General features: G+C 68.0%; 14 protein-coding genes. 4 read left to right on the forward strand and 10 right to left on the reverse strand.

Going from position 1 to position 16195, the window contains the following annotated elements:
- Nucleotides 1–259: 259 nt before the first annotated feature.
- The 5 genes from ACTH43_RS11310 to ACTH43_RS11330 form a co-directional block, all read right to left on the reverse strand.
- On the reverse strand, nt 260–1147 hold the full coding sequence (locus ACTH43_RS11310; RefSeq protein ID WP_441444997.1) for an amino acid ABC transporter ATP-binding protein: 888 nt from the start codon (nt 1145–1147) through the stop codon (nt 260–262).
- Nucleotides 1147–2133 carry an amino acid ABC transporter permease gene (locus ACTH43_RS11315; protein ID WP_441444998.1) on the reverse strand — a complete coding sequence of 329 codons (987 nt, stop codon included), beginning with the start codon at nt 2131–2133 and terminating at the stop codon, nt 1147–1149. The genes ACTH43_RS11310 and ACTH43_RS11315 overlap by 1 nt, the downstream gene beginning before the upstream one ends.
- Nucleotides 2130–3062, reverse strand: coding sequence for an ABC transporter substrate-binding protein (locus ACTH43_RS11320; RefSeq protein WP_441444999.1), 933 nt, complete (start codon nt 3060–3062; stop codon nt 2130–2132). The genes ACTH43_RS11315 and ACTH43_RS11320 overlap by 4 nt, the downstream gene beginning before the upstream one ends.
- Nucleotides 3063–3188: 126 nt before the next feature.
- Nucleotides 3189–5306 carry an ABC transporter ATP-binding protein gene (locus ACTH43_RS11325; protein ID WP_441445000.1) on the reverse strand — a complete coding sequence of 706 codons (2118 nt, stop codon included), beginning with the start codon at nt 5304–5306 and terminating at the stop codon, nt 3189–3191.
- Complete coding sequence (locus tag ACTH43_RS11330) at nt 5306–7042, reverse strand: ABC transporter ATP-binding protein (protein WP_441445001.1); 1737 nt, start codon at nt 7040–7042, stop codon at nt 5306–5308. Before ACTH43_RS11330 ends, ACTH43_RS11325 begins: the two co-directional genes overlap by 1 nt.
- A 275-nt stretch (nt 7043–7317) precedes the next feature.
- On the opposite strand from ACTH43_RS11330, the gene ACTH43_RS11335 reads away from it, so the two are divergent.
- A complete protein-coding gene (locus tag ACTH43_RS11335; RefSeq protein WP_441445002.1) occupies nt 7318–8013 on the forward strand; it encodes a DUF6318 family protein in 696 nt (231 codons plus the stop codon).
- Nucleotides 8014–8793: 780 nt separating this feature from the next.
- Nucleotides 8794–9504 carry a hypothetical protein gene (locus ACTH43_RS11340; protein ID WP_441445003.1) on the forward strand — a complete coding sequence of 237 codons (711 nt, stop codon included), beginning with the start codon at nt 8794–8796 and terminating at the stop codon, nt 9502–9504.
- 199 nt (nt 9505–9703) lie between these two features.
- Here ACTH43_RS11340 and ACTH43_RS11345 read toward each other — a convergent pair whose 3' ends face one another.
- The 5 genes from ACTH43_RS11345 to ACTH43_RS11365 all read right to left on the reverse strand — a co-directional run bounded on the left by ACTH43_RS11345 (nt 9704) and on the right by ACTH43_RS11365 (nt 14526).
- Nucleotides 9704–10612 (reverse strand): carbohydrate ABC transporter permease, encoded by a 909-nt coding sequence (locus tag ACTH43_RS11345; RefSeq protein ID WP_441445004.1) that lies wholly within the window; start codon nt 10610–10612, stop codon nt 9704–9706.
- Nucleotides 10609–11565: a carbohydrate ABC transporter permease gene (locus ACTH43_RS11350; RefSeq protein ID WP_441445005.1), complete on the reverse strand. Its 957-nt coding sequence runs from the start codon at nt 11563–11565 to the stop codon at nt 10609–10611. Before ACTH43_RS11350 ends, ACTH43_RS11345 begins: the two co-directional genes overlap by 4 nt.
- 86 nt (nt 11566–11651) lie before the next feature.
- Complete coding sequence (locus ACTH43_RS11355) at nt 11652–12920, reverse strand: ABC transporter substrate-binding protein (protein ID WP_441445006.1); 1269 nt, start codon at nt 12918–12920, stop codon at nt 11652–11654.
- A 281-nt stretch (nt 12921–13201) separates the two neighbouring features.
- Nucleotides 13202–14086 carry a class I SAM-dependent methyltransferase gene (locus ACTH43_RS11360; protein ID WP_441445007.1) on the reverse strand — a complete coding sequence of 295 codons (885 nt, stop codon included), beginning with the start codon at nt 14084–14086 and terminating at the stop codon, nt 13202–13204.
- A 59-nt stretch (nt 14087–14145) separates the two neighbouring features.
- Nucleotides 14146–14526 (reverse strand): hypothetical protein, encoded by a 381-nt coding sequence (locus ACTH43_RS11365; RefSeq protein WP_441445008.1) that lies wholly within the window; start codon nt 14524–14526, stop codon nt 14146–14148.
- A gap of 188 nt (nt 14527–14714) precedes the next feature.
- Here ACTH43_RS11365 and ACTH43_RS11370 point away from each other — a divergent pair, with 188 nt between their 5' ends.
- On the forward strand, nt 14715–15905 hold the full coding sequence (locus ACTH43_RS11370; protein ID WP_441445009.1) for a C2 family cysteine protease: 1191 nt from the start codon (nt 14715–14717) through the stop codon (nt 15903–15905).
- Nucleotides 15906–15912: 7 nt separating this feature from the next.
- Nucleotides 15913–16185: a hypothetical protein gene (locus tag ACTH43_RS11375; RefSeq protein ID WP_441445010.1), complete on the forward strand. Its 273-nt coding sequence runs from the start codon at nt 15913–15915 to the stop codon at nt 16183–16185.
- The last annotated feature ends 10 nt before the right edge of the window (nt 16186–16195 follow it).

A 16195-nucleotide genomic window follows, 5' to 3' on the forward strand; every position in this document is an offset into this window, starting at 1 on the left:
TAGCCGGTAGCCGGTAGCCGGTAGCCGGTAGCCGGTAGCCGGTAGCCGGTAGCCGGTAGCCGACCATTGCAGTGCAGGGTGCCCCATGCGTGGGGCACCCTGCACTGCGTTCAGGGCCGACCCATGCGCTCAGGCCGCCATCAGAAGAGCGCCACCAGAACTTGGTCTCTCGTGAGGGTTGAACGACTGTGGCGCGTTCAAGACCTCGTCAGAGACAGAAAAGTGGTGGCCCATAAGGTAAGACGGGCCAAGGACCGGCTCAGAGCACCGAGGCGAGGAAGCCCTGCAGCCGTTCGGACTCGGGGTGGTCGATGACCTGCTCAGGGGTGCCTCGCTCGAGGATGCGGCCCTCGTCCATGAACACCACCTGGTCGGCGACCTCGCGGGCGAAGCCCATCTCGTGGGTCACCACGACCATGGTCATCCCGTCGGCCGCGAGATCCTTGAGGACGGTGAGCACCTCGGAGACCAGCTCCGGGTCCAGGGCGCTGGTGGGCTCGTCGAAGAGCATCAGCTCGGGGTCCATTGCCAGCGCGCGGGCGATCGCGACGCGCTGCTGCTGACCGCCGGAGAGCTCGGAGGGGTAGTGGTCCGCGCGGTCGGCGAGGCCCACGCGCTCCAGCAGTGCCCGCGCCTTCTGCTCGGCGACGGCCTTGGGGAGGCCGCGCACCTGCCTCGGCGCCTCCATCACGTTGCCGAGCGCCGTAAGGTGCGGGAACAGGTGGAAGCGCTGGAAGACCATGCCGATGCGGGAGCGCTGGGCGGCGATCTGGGCGGAGGTGAGCTTCTGCCAGCGGCCGTCGGGCAGCGGGTCGGGGGCGTAGCCCTGCACCACGTCGTCGATCAGGACCCGCCCGGCGGTGGGCTCCTCGAGCTGGTTGATGCAGCGCAGCAGGGTGGACTTGCCGGAGCCGGAGGGCCCCACCAGCACGGCCACCTCGCCGGAGCGCACCGTGAGGTCGCAGTCCTTCAGCACGTGCAGGTCACCGAAGGATTTGTGGACGCCCTCGACCTGGATCACGGTGCGGGGCGCGGAAGTACCGTCGGGCGCGGAAGTACCGCCGGGCGCAGAGGCGCCGTCGGACGCGAGAGTGCCGCCGGGCGCAGAGGCGCCGTCGGGCGCGGGGATTTCAGGGTTCTGGCTCATCACAGCTCCACCTCCGGGAGCGGGTTCTGCGGGGTGGTGCCGGCGCTGTTGACCGCCGCCTGACGGGAGCGCCTGCTGCGGCCGGTGGTCGGGGTGCGGTCATCGAAGCCTCGACCGAAGTGCTTCTCGAGGTAGTGCTGACCCACCATCAGCACGCTGGTGATCGCGAGGTACCACAGCGCGGCGACGATCAGCAGCGGGATCGGGGTGAACAGCTTGTTGGCGATGCCGTTGGTGGCGAAGGTGAGGTCGAGCGTGAAGGGCACTGCGAGCACCAGCGAGGTGGTCTTGAGCATGCCGATCGTCTCGTTGCCGAGCGGCGGGACGATCACGCGCATCGCCTGCGGCACGATGATGCGGCGCAGGATCTTGCCGTTGCTCATGCCGAGGGCCTTGGAGGCCTCGGTCTGGCCCTTGTCCACGGAGTTCAGGCCGGAGCGGATGATCTCGGCGAGATAGGCGCCCTCGTTCAGGCCCAGGCCGATCACGGCCGCCCAGAAGGCGGTGAGCAGGTCACGGGTGGAGAAGCTCAGCAGTTCGGGTCCGAACGGCACGCCGATCACGATCTTGGGCACGATCACCGTGAACAGGCCCCAGAACACGAGCTGGGTGTAGACCGGGATGCCACGGAAGACGAAGATGTATGCCCAGCTCACACCGCGCAGCACCGGGTTGTCGCTGCGGCGCATCACTGCTGCGGTCAGCGCCACGACGGTGCCCAGCACCATCGACAGCACCGTCAGCAGCAGCGTCCAGCCGACGCCCTGGATCACCTTGACGTCCAGCAGATACGTGGCCACGGTGCCCCATTCGAGCACCGGGTTGGTCACCAGGAACCAGATCAGGCCCAGGACCAGCAGGGCTGCGATGACGGCGGAGATCCAGGTGCCGGGGCGGGGGGCGGCCTTGGCGCGGATCGGGGTGAAGCGCTCCGTCGCGGGCGGCGGGGCCGACGGGGACGGGGCGGGGGTCTGGGTGGTGGTCACGGCTGGGGGTTCACTTCCGCGGTCGGGATCAGGCCTGCTTCATTGCCCCATGCAGCGAGGATGTGCTCCATGTGGCCGGCGTCGATGAGGTGCTGCACGGCGGCGCGGAGCGCGTCGGCCAGCTCGGGCTGGTCCTTGGCGACGACGATGCCGTTGAGGGCGGATTCTTCGATCTCGCCGATCGCCTCGAGGGTCCCGCGGGAGCGGGCGATGGCGTAGGCGGTCACCGGGGAGTCGGCCATCAGGATGTCGCCCTTGCCGCCGGCGACGTTGGTCGCCGCATCGGAATTGGACGCATAGGCGAGCAGGTCATACGCCTCTGCGCCTCCGTCCCGGCACTCCTGGGAGCGCTCGATGGAGAGCTCCTCCTGGTAGGTGCCCACCTGGAGGGCGACCCGCTTGCCGCAGAGGTCGTCGGGATGGATGCCATAGGGGTTCCCGGCCTTCACGGCATAGGAGATGCCGGCCTGGAAGTAGGAGACCATGCTGACGGCCTCGAGCCGCTCCTCGTTGACGGTGAAGCTCGACATGCCGACGTCATAGGTGGAGCCGACGGCGGGGATGATCTGCGCGAACACCGCAGCCTCGGTGCGGGTGGTCAGCCCCAGCACCGCACCGATCCCGGCAAGGATGTCCATGTCGTAGCCGATCGCCTCGCCCGAGGAGCCCACGAACTCGCCCGGGGCGTAGTTCAGGGCCGCGCCGTTGACGAGCTCACCGCGCTCGCGGATCTCTGCCGGGACCAGCGCGGCGATCTCGGGCACCTCGGCGATGCCGGAAAGGTCGACCTCCGGCACGGCGTTGGACTCCGCATCCAGGCGCTCGGAGGCGCGGGTGCAGGAGGCCAGTGCCGAGGTCAGCACAGCCGTGGCCAGGGCCAGGGGCGCGGCGCGCAGCAGGGTGCGCCGTCGGGGGCGAGAAACAGTCACCGATGAATAGTATTCATAGGTTTGCATGGAAACAAGTTGCTGTCGCGCGATTCACCAGGGGCGTGACCGGCGGGGCCCAGCCGCCCCACCAGCTCAGCCTCCCAGCAGCTCAGCCGCCCCACCAGCTCAGCCGCCCAGTGCCATCCCGCCGGTGGTGGTCGCTACCTCGTCCTCGGCGTCCTCCGCCCCGCTCCCGGCGAGCTCCGACTCGGCGTCGATATCCACCGCCGCGCCCTCGAACTGCGAGCGGTACAGGCGGGCATAGGCGCCGCCGACGGCGAGCAGCTGCTCGTGGTCGCCCTGCTCGACGATGTCGCCGTCCTCCATCACCAGGATCAGATCCGCATCGCGGATGGTCGAGAGGCGGTGGGCGATCACGAAGGAGGTGCGCCCGGCGCGCAGCGCATTCATCGCCTTCTGCACGAGCACCTCGGTGCGGGTGTCCACGCTCGAGGTCGCCTCGTCGAGGATCAGCAGGCTGGGCCGGGCGAGGAAGGCACGGGCGATGGTCACCAGCTGCTTCTCACCGGCCGAGAGGGTGGTCTCGTCGTCGTCCACGACGGTGTCATAGCCCTCGGGCAGCTGCCGGGCGAAGTCGTCGACGTGGGTGGCGCGGGCCGCCTCGATGACCTCGTCGTCGCTCGCGTCCAGGCGGCCGTAGCGGATGTTCTCCATGAGCGAGCCCTTGAACAGCCAGGTGTCCTGGAGGACCATGCCGGTGCGCTCGCGCAGCTGGGCGCGGGTGAGGTCGCGGATGTCGATGCCGTCGATCGTGATCCGGCCGCCGTCGACCTCGTAGAACCGCATCACGAGGTTGACCAGAGTGGTCTTGCCCGCGCCCGTCGGCCCCACGATCGCGACCGTGTGCCCGGGGTCTGCGACCAGCGACAGGTCGCGGATCAGCTCGCGATCGGGGCTGTAGGAGAAAGCGACATGTTCGAACTCGACGCGTCCCTCGCCGATGCCGGCCGCGGCGGTGTCCACGGTGGTCTCCGGCTCCTGCTCCCCGGCGTCCAGCAGCTCGAAGACCCGCTCGGCGCTGGCCACGCCCGACTGCAGCATCGTCGCCATCGAGGCGACCTGGCTCAGCGGCTGGGTGAACTGGCGCGAGTACTGGATGAACGCCTGGACATCGCCGAGGGTGAGCTGGCCGGAGACGATCCGCAGCCCTCCCACGATCGCGATCGCGACGTAGCTGAGGTTCCCCACGAACATCATCAGCGGCATGATCAGGGAGGAGACGAACTGGGCGCCGAAGGTGGCGCGGAACAGGGTCTCGTTGCGCTCCTCGAAGCGGGCGGCGACCTCGTCACGCCGGCCGAAGACGGTCACCAGGCCGTGGCCGGTGTACGCCTCCTCCACCTCGGAGTTCACCACGCCGGTGGCGTCCCACTGCTGGGCGAACAGCTTCTGCGCGCGCTTGCCGACGAAGCCCGTCAGCACCAGCGCGACCGGGATCACCGCGAGCGCGATCAGGGAGAGCTGCCAGGAGATCGTGAACATCATGACCAGCACGCCGATGACCATCAGGATCGAGTTCACGAGCCCGGTGACGGTGTTCATCAGGGTGTTCTGGATGTTGTCGATGTCGTTGGTGACGCGCGAGAGGATCTCCCCGCGCTTCATCTTGTCGAAGTAGGCCAGCGGCAGCCGGTGCAGCTTCTCCTCGACGTCACGGCGCAGACGCGACACCATGCGGTAGATGATCCGGTTCAGGGCCACGCCCTGGAACCACATCAGCAGCGCGGAGACGGCGAAGAGGCCGACGGCGAGACCGAGCGTCTGATAGAGCGCATCGAAGTCGATGCCCACGCCCGGGGTCAGGGTCATGCCCGAGAGCATGTTCGCGAACTGCTCCTGGCCGTCGGCACGCAGCTGCGCGATCACGTCGGCCGGGTCCGCCCCCGCAGGCAGGTTCTTCGAGAGCAGGCCGGTGAAGATGATGTCGGTGGCGCGGCCCAGGATCTTGGGACCCACCACGGAGAACGCGACGGAGACGAATCCGACCGCGATCGCGATGAACAGGAAGGCGCGCTCGGGCCCCATCTCCCGCAGCAGGCGCTTGGTCGAGGGCCAGAAGTTCTTCGCGCTCTGGCCGGGTCGCAGGCCGCGCGCGGCGTCCTTCTCGGCGGCGATCTCCGCCGCGGTGGACGCCTCGTCCCCGGCGGGGGTCGCAGGAGCCTGGGAGCCGACGGGGGTCGCGGGGTCCTCAGGACGCTGAGGAGTGTTCTTCGGAGCAGTCATCAGGCCACCTCCTCCTCGACGCCCTGCGAGCGGACGATCTCCTGGTAGGTCTCCGAGCCCTCGAGCAGCTCGGCATGGGTGCCCTGATCGATGATCCGACCGTTGTCCAGCACCAGGATCAGATCCGCGGCGGTGATGGTCGAGACCCGCTGGGCGACGATCAGCATCAGGGCATCCTTCGTCTCCGGGACCAACGCGGCGCGCAGCCTCGCATCGGTGGTGAGGTCCAGCGCGCTGAACGAATCGTCGAACAGGTACAGGGACGGTTTCGCGACCAGCGCCCGGGCGATGCACAGCCGCTGCCGCTGCCCGCCGGAGACGTTGGTGCCGCCCTGCGCGATCGGGGACTCGAGCTCCGTGGGCATCGACGCCACGAAGTCACGACCCTGCGCGACGGTCAGCGCATGCCAGAGGTCCTGTTCGTCGGCCGATGGATCCCCGAACCGCAGGTTCGAGGCGACCGTGCCAGAGAAGAGGTAGGGCCGCTGCGGGACCAGGCCCACTCGGTCCCAGAGCACCCGTGCGTCGAGGTCGCGCACGTCATGCCCGTTCAGCAGCACCCTGCCCTCGGTGGCGTCCATCAGGCGCGGCACCAGGTTGATCAGGGTGGTCTTGCCGGCGCCGGTACCGCCGATGATCGCGACGGTCTGCCCGGCGCGGGCGGAGAAGGAGATGTCCTCGAGCACCGGGCGCTCGGCCCCCGGGTAGGTGAAGGAGACCTTGTCGAAGGTCAGCTCGACCGGCCCCTCGAGGCCGCGGATCCCGTCGGTGCGCTGATGGACGCTGGTCTCGGTATCGAGCACCTCGGTGATGCGGTCGGCGGAGACCATCGCGCGGGGGATCATCATCGTCATGAAGGTCGCCATCATCACCGCGATCAGGATCTGCATCAGGTAGGCGATGAAGGCGGTGATCGAGCCGATCTCCATCTGCCCCGAGTCGATGCGCGGCGCGGCGACCAGCAGCACCATCACGCTGGAGACGTTCAGGATGAACATGATGATCGGGTTGATCAGGATCATCAGCAGCCCGATCCGACGGTTCAGGTCGGTGAGTTGGTCGTTGACCACCGCGTAGCGCTCCCGCTCGCGGTCCTCGCGCACGAAGGCGCGCAGCACCCGGATGCCGGTGATCTGCTCGCGCAGCACCCCGTTGATGTCGTCGATCTTGCCCTGCATCTGCTTGAACAGCGGCGCGGCCTTGAAGATCAGGATGCCGACGGCGATAAGCATCACCGGCACCATCACCGCGATCAGCCAGGCCATCCCCGGCTCCACGCGCAGCGCCAGGATCACGCCGCCCACCCCGGTCACCGGGGCCTGGACCAGCATGTTCAGGCTGAAGAAGACCAGCATCTGCACCTGCTGGACGTCATTGGTGGAACGGGTGATCAGCGAGGGGGTGCCGAATTCGGCGAGTTCGCGCGGGGAGAAGGAGCTGACACGCCCGAACACCGTCGAACGCAGATCCTTGCCGACCCGCATCGCGGAGCGCGCGGCGAAGTAATTCGCCACCACCAGCGCGATGATGTTGCCGAAGGAGATGACCAGCATCAGTCGGCCGAGCTGCCAGATCACGGGCACATCAGCCTTGGCGACACCATCATCGATGATGTCCGCGTTCAGGGTGGGCAGGTAGAGCGCAGCCAGCACGCCGACGATCTGGAAGAGCACCACGAGGAGCACCCAGATCCAGTACGGCTTCAGGCCCCTCAGCACCAGGCGCAGCAGGGTCACAGGATTCCTTCCGAAGGGCCGACGGCGCCGGGCACGGACCTGTCGACCCGGGAAGCATAGGCTTTCCCGGCGTCTCACCGCATCCGACTTAGGGCGGATCCGCGCAGGGCGGAACAGTCGGACGGAACGGTGGGGTGGAACCGGGATCCGGGGCCGACGGGCGGGGTCGGGCGCGCGTGCGCGACGGTCGGACGCCCGTGGACGGGGACCGGCCGCACGTGGCGGCGACCACCTCTCCCCCTGCCCGCCCAGAGGTGTCGTCTACCGTGGGGCGGGTGAATCGACCAGTCCAACGCCTCATCATCATCGCGCTCGCGGTCCTGCTGGTGGTCCCCCTCGGAGTGATGGGGATCGGTCAGCTGATGGGGCCGGGCGCTGAACAGCAGACGGCCGAGAACTCGCAGAGCGCTGAGAGCCCGGAGGACCGGCCGACCGCGGACCCCGCCGCGCAGCCGCCGCGCCCCGAGCTGCCCCGCCCCGCCGAGCCCGCCGGACTCACGGAGCAGAGCGCCGAGGGCGCACAGGCCACACTCACCTACCTGCTCGAGTCCTACGACTACATGATGAGCAGCGGCGATGTCTCCGTCTGGGAGGACTCCATCGATCCCAACTGCCAGGTGTGCGTGAGCTTCCTCAGCAATGCAGAGACGCTCGCCGCGCAGGGCGGCTATCTCGTGGACGGGGCCTTCGTGATCCACTCGACGTCCTTCGAGGGCACCGGCGAGCCTCCGGCCACCGGGACCGTGGTCGCCGACTTCGCCCAGGAGGAGTCCATTCTGGTGGACGACCCGGACCTGCAGGCCACTCAGCTCACCGAGGTGACCGGCCAGCTGATCGCCACCATCGCCTGGGACGGTGAGCGCTGGCGCATCACCGACATGAGCATCGCTCCTCCGGCCGATGAGACCGGCGGGCCAGTCGGGCCCTCCGACTCCGGCGGGGCCGGCGGCGCAGGCGGGGCGGGAGGCTGAGCCCCAGGCTCCACGCTCCGCCAGCCCACTGAACCTCTCGTCCGCCAGCCACCCTCTCCACGCCTCTCCCACCCCTCTCTCCACCACTTTTTGGGCACCTCTCTCCACCCCTCTCTGGGCGCCTCCCTCCGCACCTCTCTTGGCTACTGGCAGGTATCCCCTCTGAACTGTCACTTCGGGGCCCTCTCACCGACAGCTGAGAGGGGATGCTCCGGACAGATCACGTCGATCCCCTCTCTACTGTCGCCTGCACGCTCGCCAAGCGACAGCTGAGACGGGACGCCACGTCACACCCGGTCGTCACGCCCTGGTGGGCTCCCTTGCCCTCAGCCTCGCCCTGGGCTGTGCTGGGCTCGGCTGGGCTGGGATGGGCTGGACTGGGCTGGGCTGGGCTGGGCTGGACTGGACCGGGCACCTGTCCAGGGTCCGTTCCTCCCCAATCCGGGAATGTGGATGGCGCAGAGGCACTGCCCACCTCCGAAGGCACCCTGAGGACATGACGCCTCGACCGGCTCCGCTCCCCGCCTCGCTTCAGTGGCGTGTCTTCACCCGCACTGAGGCACTTCGCGCGGGGGTCTCCCCGGAGCGCCTGCGGCGCAAGGACCTCACCGTGCTCCGGCCGGGTTGCTCTCTCGCACGGGCTGGAAACTCACGGAGCAAGACATCGCCGCCGCGATCTGCCGGGAGGACCCGGCTGCCGTAGTCGTCGGCCTCTCCGCCGCGCGGATGCAGAGCTTCCCGCTCTCTCTCGACCCAGAGTCCTGGTCATCCAGCAGTCCGGTGCACTTCTCCATATCCGGTGGGCGTGCGGGTTCCGATGAGGTCGTCCGCTGGCACGAGTTCGTCCTCGATGCCGCTCAGGTGCGCTCGGCGAGGTACCGGCTCGCGCCGGAACCTGACGGTTCCGAGCTCCCGTTGGCACAGGTGCGGTTGACGACCCGTGCCCGGACCTGGCGTGATCTGGCCGCCGCACTCCCCCATTTATGGCTGGTCGCGATCGGAGATCACCTGGTGCGGATTCCGCGTCCCGGCCTCGAGCAGGGGAGAACCGAACCCTGGTGCACGATCGAGGAGCTGCGCCAGCTCTGCACCGGCCGTCATGCCGCAGCGCTGCGTCGGGCTCTCGAGGACGTGCGCATCGGCGCCGGCTCCCCGCGGGAGACTCTTCTCCGCATGGCGTTCGCCCGCGCGGGGCTGCCGACGCCGCAGCTCAATGTCCCGCTGATCGGGACGGACGGGGTGTCGCGTCATGAGCCGGATTTCCTCTGGCCCGAGTATCGCGTCTGCGTCGAGTACGAGGGCCAGGGAAAGGGAAAGTTGCAGGGTCACAACGACCCGAAGCAGATCGAGAGGGACATCGAGCGCGCTCGCCGTGCGGCCCAGGCGGGGTGGCTGGAGGTGCGGCTGTACAGCAAGGACGTCGGCGAGGACTGCGCGAGCGCCCTCCGCATTGTCCGCGAGGCGCTGTCCGCCCGTGGGTGGCGCCCATAGGTGGCGGACTCCGTTCGTACGCACGGCGCACCCACCCGCGTCGGCGACAGGGTCGGGGTCGGCGAGGGCGACGGCGACGGGGTCGGCGACGGGGTCGGCGACGGCCATCCCATCGATCCCCTCTCTGCTGTCGCCGGAGCACTTGCCAAGCAACAGCTGAGAGGGGACCGGGGGTGATGCCTACGTCCTGGGGTGATGCCTACTTGATGCCGCTCATCATCACTCCACGCACGAAGTACCGCTGGAGGAAGATGAACACGAGCAGGGCGGGGATGAACATGACCACGGCCGAGGCCATCAGGGTCGCGAGGGAGACGTTCTGCTCCTGGAGGCTGTTGAGTCCGACGGTGAGGACGTAGTTGTCGGGGGACTGCTGGGCGACCAGGGGCCAGAGGAAGTCGTTCCAATGCCACAGGAACACGAAGGTCCCCAGGGTCGCGAGGATCGGTTTGGTCTGGGGCAGGATGATCGACCAGTAGACCCGCAGCTCTCCAGCACCGTCGATCTTCGCCGCGTCGATCAGCTCATCGGGGATGTCCTGGATGAACTGACGCATCAGGAACATCGCCTGCGCGTTGGCGACGGTGGGCAGGATCAGGCCCCACATCGAGTCCAGGCCACCGATCTGGCCCACCAGCAGGTACTGCGGGATGATCGTGAGCTGGTACGGGATCATCAGCATCGCGATGAACACCCAGAAGATCACCTCGCGGCCCAGGAACTTCTTCTTCGCGAAGGCGTACCCGGCCATCGAGGCGAACAACAGCACCAGCACCACCGAGACCACCGCGTAGATGGTGGTGTTCACCGCCCAGCGCGGGATGTGAGAGCTGCGCAGCGCCTGCCGATACGCCTCCAGCGACAGGTCGGTGTTGAAGAAGATGTCGGGGACCTGCACCGGGATCCCCGGGTGCAGGGAGATGATCACCATCGCCAGGAACGGGAACAGCGTCACCAACCCGATCACCGCGAGCGGGATATGGATCAGATGCTTCCGGGCCCGCACTCCCAGCGGTGCCCGCCGGCGCAGCCCCGGCCCGCGACGCCCGCCAGCACCTGCAGCGCTCGAAGCAGTGGAAGTGTTCGAAGTGGTGGAAGTAGAGGTCATGAGTTGTTCCCTCCCACGAGGCGGCGCTGGATCAGGGACAGCACCAGCGTGATCACCAGCAGCACCACACCCACGGCGCTGGCATACCCGAACTCGAAGTATCCGAAGCCCTGGTCGAAGATCATGAAGGTCATGGTGTAGGAGCCGCGGGCAGGGCCGCCACCGGTCATCACGTAGATGATGTCGAAGGCCTGGAAGCTCTTGACGGTCTCCAGCACCAGCACGAAGAACAGCGCCGGCTTCAGCAGCGGCAGCGTGATGTATCGGAACCGCTGCCAGGCCGAGGTGCCGTCGAGCTCCGCGGCTTCGTAGTAGTCCGGCGGGATCGCGAGCATCCCCGCGAGCAGGATCAGCATGTTGTAGCCGAAGCTGCCCCACGCCGCGACCAGCGCCAGAGCGGGCAGGACCAGCACCTGATGCTGGAGCCAGGAGCCCAGCTCCACCCCGAGCAGGCCGAGGGTCTCATCGATCGGGCCGCCACCGGAGAACAGCCACACGAAGATGATCCCCGAGATCACCGGCGAGGTCACCACCGGCAGGAAGAACAGCGCCCGGTAGAACGACATCCCCCGCATCGTGCGGTTGCACAACTGCGCCATGAACAGCGACAGCACCACCGACAACGGGATCGCCAGCACCGCATAGATCGCGGTGACCTGCAGCGAATGCCAGAACACATCGTCCTGGAACAGGCGCGTGAAATTCTCCAGCCCCACGAACTTGAACCGCCCCGACAGCGAGAAGTCACCCAGGCTCAGCACGATCCCGTAGAGCGCCGGGATGATGCGGAACGCCAGGAAGAACGCCACATACGGGAAGATGAACGCATACGCGATCAGCGCCCCACGGGACGTTGCCAGCTCCCGCCATGACGCCACCCGAGGCGTGACGACAGAAGGCTCGACGTCGTCGGCCGGGGTATCGGTGGTGCCGGGTGCCACGGACGTGGACATGCGGCTCCTCTCAGGACTGCGGCGCGCCGGGCACGTGGTGCTCGTGCACGTGGTGCTGGTGTGCCCGGCGCGCGGATCGGGTGTGGTCAGCCTCGCGCGAGCAGCTCGTTGACGGTGGTCTCCATGGTGTCGAGCGCCTCCTGCGGGTCCTTGCCCTGCAGCAGCACCGCCTGGATCTCGGGCTTCATCACGTCGATGATCTCCCGGGCCTTGGGGTGGATGATGCCGGCGTTGACCACGTCGAGGTACTGCTCGAACTCCGCGACCTGCTCATCGTCGTCATGGATCCCGGTGACGTCGGTGCGCGGGGAGTAGTAGACGAACTCCGAGCACACGAACTCGATGAAGTCGGGCTCGGTGAGGTGGTGGACCCAGGCGGCCGCGGCCTCGGGAGCCTCGGTGGTGTTGAAGATCGACAGTGCGCCGACGGAGCCGATCGCGACCTGCTCCTTGTACGTCAGCGGCGGCAGGATGGTCAGCGGATCCTTGAGCACCGCGCGGACCGAGCCGATGTTGCTGCCCATGCTGTACGCGACCTTGCCCTGGGCGAGGTCGGTCTGCTCGAAGGGGAGCACCACGCTGATCGGCTCTTTGGGTGCCCAGCCGTTGTCGACGATCTCCTTGACGAACTCGAGCGCCTCGAGGCCCTCGGGGCTGTTGAAGGCCGCGGTGCTCATGTCCTCGCTGAGCACCTCTCCACCGGCCTGCCAGAGGTACATGTAGTAGTTGTGGTTCAAAGTGGCGTCGCCGCTGTACTCCAGCAGGTAGTAGTCCTTCTCCTTCGCGGCGGCGCCCACGGCGCGCAGCTCGTCCCAGGTGGTGGGCCCCTCCATGCCGATCTCGTCGAGGACCTTCTGATTGGCGAAGGTCTGCGAGGCCTGCATCAGGATCGGGGCAGAGTAGAGGGAGCCCTCGTAGGTCATCGCTTCGAGCGAGGCGGGGACGAAGGCGCTGTCCCAGTCGTCGCGCAGATCATCGAGGTTCACGAGCAGGTCCTCGACGGCGAAGCGGGGCACGAAGTCGGGGTTGAAGTAGACGACGTCCGGGGCGTTGCCGCCGCTGATCGCGGTGGTCAGCTGCTCCTCGCGGTTGGCCCAGGGCTGCTGGACCACCTCGACGGTGACGTTGGGGTACTTCTCCTTGAAGGAGTCGACGTAGGGCTGGTAGGACTCGGCACTCGCGGAGTCGCTCAGCGGATAGATCCACATGACGATCGAGCCGGAGATGTCTTCCGAGCTCTCCGGCGGGGCCTCCGCGGTGTCACTGCCGCCACCACCACAGGCGGCCAGTCCGAGCGCGGCGGCGCCGGCTGCGCCGACACCCAGGGCGCTGCGGCGAGAGATTGTGTCGACCATGTCTCCTCCTTGAAACAGGCGGGTCACCGCCGGGCGGCAGGTGATGTGTCCCGGGACGTGCGTTCGGCCATCGACTCGTCGGGAGTGGCAGGGAGCGACAGCGACCCGGCAACGATGACGGCAGCCGACGACGGCGGCAAACGATTTCTATACGCTAGCCGGGGATGTGACCCAGGTCAACAACGAAGAGATCACGAGAGGGTCAAGCCGCGGCGGCGGCTGACTCAGCCAGCGGGACCGGACTCAGCCAGCGGGGCCGTACTCAGCCAGCGGTGTCTGACTCAGACAGCGGTGCCCGGCTCTCCCGTCGGCCGATAGAGGAAGACGTCGGTGCGGTACGGGACCCCGACCACGTCCCCGGGGGCATGGCCCAGGTGCTCGTGCAGATACCAGTCGAGGTTCGCGAGCACCTTCGACCGGCGCTCCTCGGGGGCGGTGATGACGTAGCTGCGGGTGCGGGCCAGATCGATGACGTCCTGCGTGGGCATCGGGTCCTCCCAGCGGTGCAGGCTGCGCCCGGTGAGCTCGAGGCCTGGTCCGACGGTGGGCAGGAAGTCCTCGCGGTGGATGTCGCCGGCGTGCATGATCCGGGAGAGGCGATGGACCCAGGGGATCGTCACATCGAGCATGTTCCACACCAGCGCGAGCACGCCCCCGGGCGCCATCAGCCGCACTACTTCGGCCGACGCCGCTTCGGCATCGAACCAGTGCCAGGCCTGGGCGACGGTGATCAGCGCGGCGGAGCTCGCGGGCAGGCCCGTGTCCTCCGCAGGGGCCACGCGGGTGGTGACGGCACGGCCAGCGAACGGGGGCGGGCCCGTCGGCCTGCGGCGCAGTGCGGTCTCGAGCATGGCGGGGCTGGTGTCCACAGCGGTGACGTCCAGCCCTCGTCCGGCAAGCGCCCAGGACAGCTTCCCCGTCCCGGCACCGAGGTCGATCGCACGCACCGCGGTACTGCCGGGAGGCGCCGCGACCTGGGCGAGGAACACGTCGAGCACGGCGTCCGGATAGCCGGGGCGCAAGCGGTCATAGTCCTCACCCTGCTCCTGAAAAGCGGCGGCGAGCGCCCTCTTCCGCTCGGCGCTGCCGAAGCGGGGCGCGTCGCGCGAGGAGATCGGGGGGACCGGCGGGTTCCGCGGATCGGACGAGTTCAGCGCATCAGGCACGACCGAATCCTAGGACCTCGCCGTCGGTGGGGAATCGCGCCCGCGCAGCACGAGCCTGCTCAGTACGTGTCCTGGGACATCCCGGCGGCGAGGGCCAGCACGGCAGTGGCGAGCGCCAGGGCGAGGCAGGGCAGCACGAGCACCCAGCCTCGCACCCCGCGTCGGCGCACGAGCCCCCATCCCCCGAGCGCGAGGGCGATGGCCGCGAGGAGGAGGGCGAGGGCACCGAGCGGCGTGAGCAGCAGAGAGGGCAGGTGCCAGTCATGATGTTCGGTGGCCACTGTCGAATCTGGCGCCGGCAAGTAGTACGTGACGCGGGCGGATTCGAAGACGAGCGCCGTGACCACGCCCGACCACGCGGCGCCGAGCGCGCCCAGCACGATCGACAGTGCAGCGAAGACGGTGCGGCGCCGCGACGTCACCCCAGGCACAGACGCCACCCCAGGCTCATGAGGACTCTCGAGGTGCTCCGCGCTCACTGCTCTGCTCCCCCGGGTCGATGGCGATTGCTGCTGCGTCGTGGGACCCGGTGGGCCGGACGCCTCGGGACGCTGCCATGGGGAGTTCTCCCCCTGGTGGCGGCCCTCTCCCCGCCATACTCTAGCGACCGAGGAGAAGGGGGACGTCGATGAACGCATTCCTCGGCGCGCAGACCGAGCAGCTTCGTGATGCCGGAGGGTCGATCGGAAGAGGTGCCGGAGACCTGGACCGGCTCTTCGAGGGACTCAGCGTCTCGATCGACAGGGTCGGATGGATCGGCGAGGACGCGGAGACGTTCCGGCAGATGTGGCACGCCCAGGTCGGACCGGCCTTCACGGCCTGCGCCGATCATCTTCGGCGCCGGAAGGACGAGCTGGCGAGCCATGCCGACGAACAGGATGCCGCCTCCGACGCCGACCCGGCTGGAGGTCCCGGGGGCGACGGGGAGGGATGGTCGCAGAGGGGTGACGGCACGTCCTCGGGATATCGGGGCGAGTCCAGCAATGAGGACGGGAGCCGGACGGAACTGCATCCCGAGGACCGGGAAGGGGACCCGGAGATACCTCCGGGGATCGAGGACTGGGACAAGTCCGACCCCAACGCGGAGAATGGGCATCACGCGCCGGACCAGGACATCGATCTCGACGACAGGCCCTTCAGCGTCGATGACATCAACCAGCGCGGCATCGGGGACTGCTGGTTCCTCGCTTCGCTCGGCGCCACGGCCCGCGCCGACCCCGCCTGGCTCCGGGAGCAGATCTCCGACAACGGCGACGGGACCTACACGGTGACCATGTATCACGAGGGGGAACCTGTGGAGATCACCGTCGAGGGCACGTTCAACGCCGCCGGAACCAAGGGCGGGGACGGCCAGCCGAACTGGGCCTCGATCTACGAGAAGGCGGCGGCGGAATACATGGGAGGTTCGTACGGAGACATCGTCGCGGACCAGCCGGAGCTCGCTCTCGAGATGATCACGGGCAACGACGCCCGCTATGCCGACGGCGCGACTCTCGAGGACATCCAGGGGTATCTCGAGGACGGTCCTGTCGTCGTCGACACGAAGGTCGAGGAGAACGGATGGTGGATCTTCGAGAGGGATCACGTCGAGGCCGACAACATCGTCCCGAACCACTCGTATGTGGTCGATGCGGTCGAGATGCGGGAGCACCCGCCCGGTTCCGGCACCATGGAGCAGATGATCAGGGTGCAGAACCCGTGGGGCCCGAATGCTCAGGTGAACGAGAATCCCGGAGGGAGCCTGTGGCTGACGGAGGCCGAGTTCCAGGAGAACTTCCGCCGCACGAACTATGTCGACGCACCGACCGCCGGAGAGTGAGGAGACGATGATGGAGTTCATCGATCACCCGCAGGGCACCCAGGCCATGCTCGGCAGCACCCTGGTGGGGATCATGCAGGTCGGACACACTGGCGAGAGGTCAGTGGTCCGGGTGATGATCCGCAGTCGGGATGGCGACCTGATCGTCACCGCCTTCGAGGGCGACGAGATCGCCATACCGGGCGATGGTTCCGCTGTCGTCGGCCCGGCCAGCGCGCCGGACGGGACCAGCGCACGATGGCGGATCGCACTGGCGCATCGGCCGTCTCCGATGCCCTGAGCCGAGGTCA

It is taken from the genome of Brachybacterium sp. (genome assembly GCF_052095815.1).
Taxonomy (GTDB): Bacteria; Actinomycetota; Actinomycetes; order Actinomycetales; family Dermabacteraceae; genus Brachybacterium.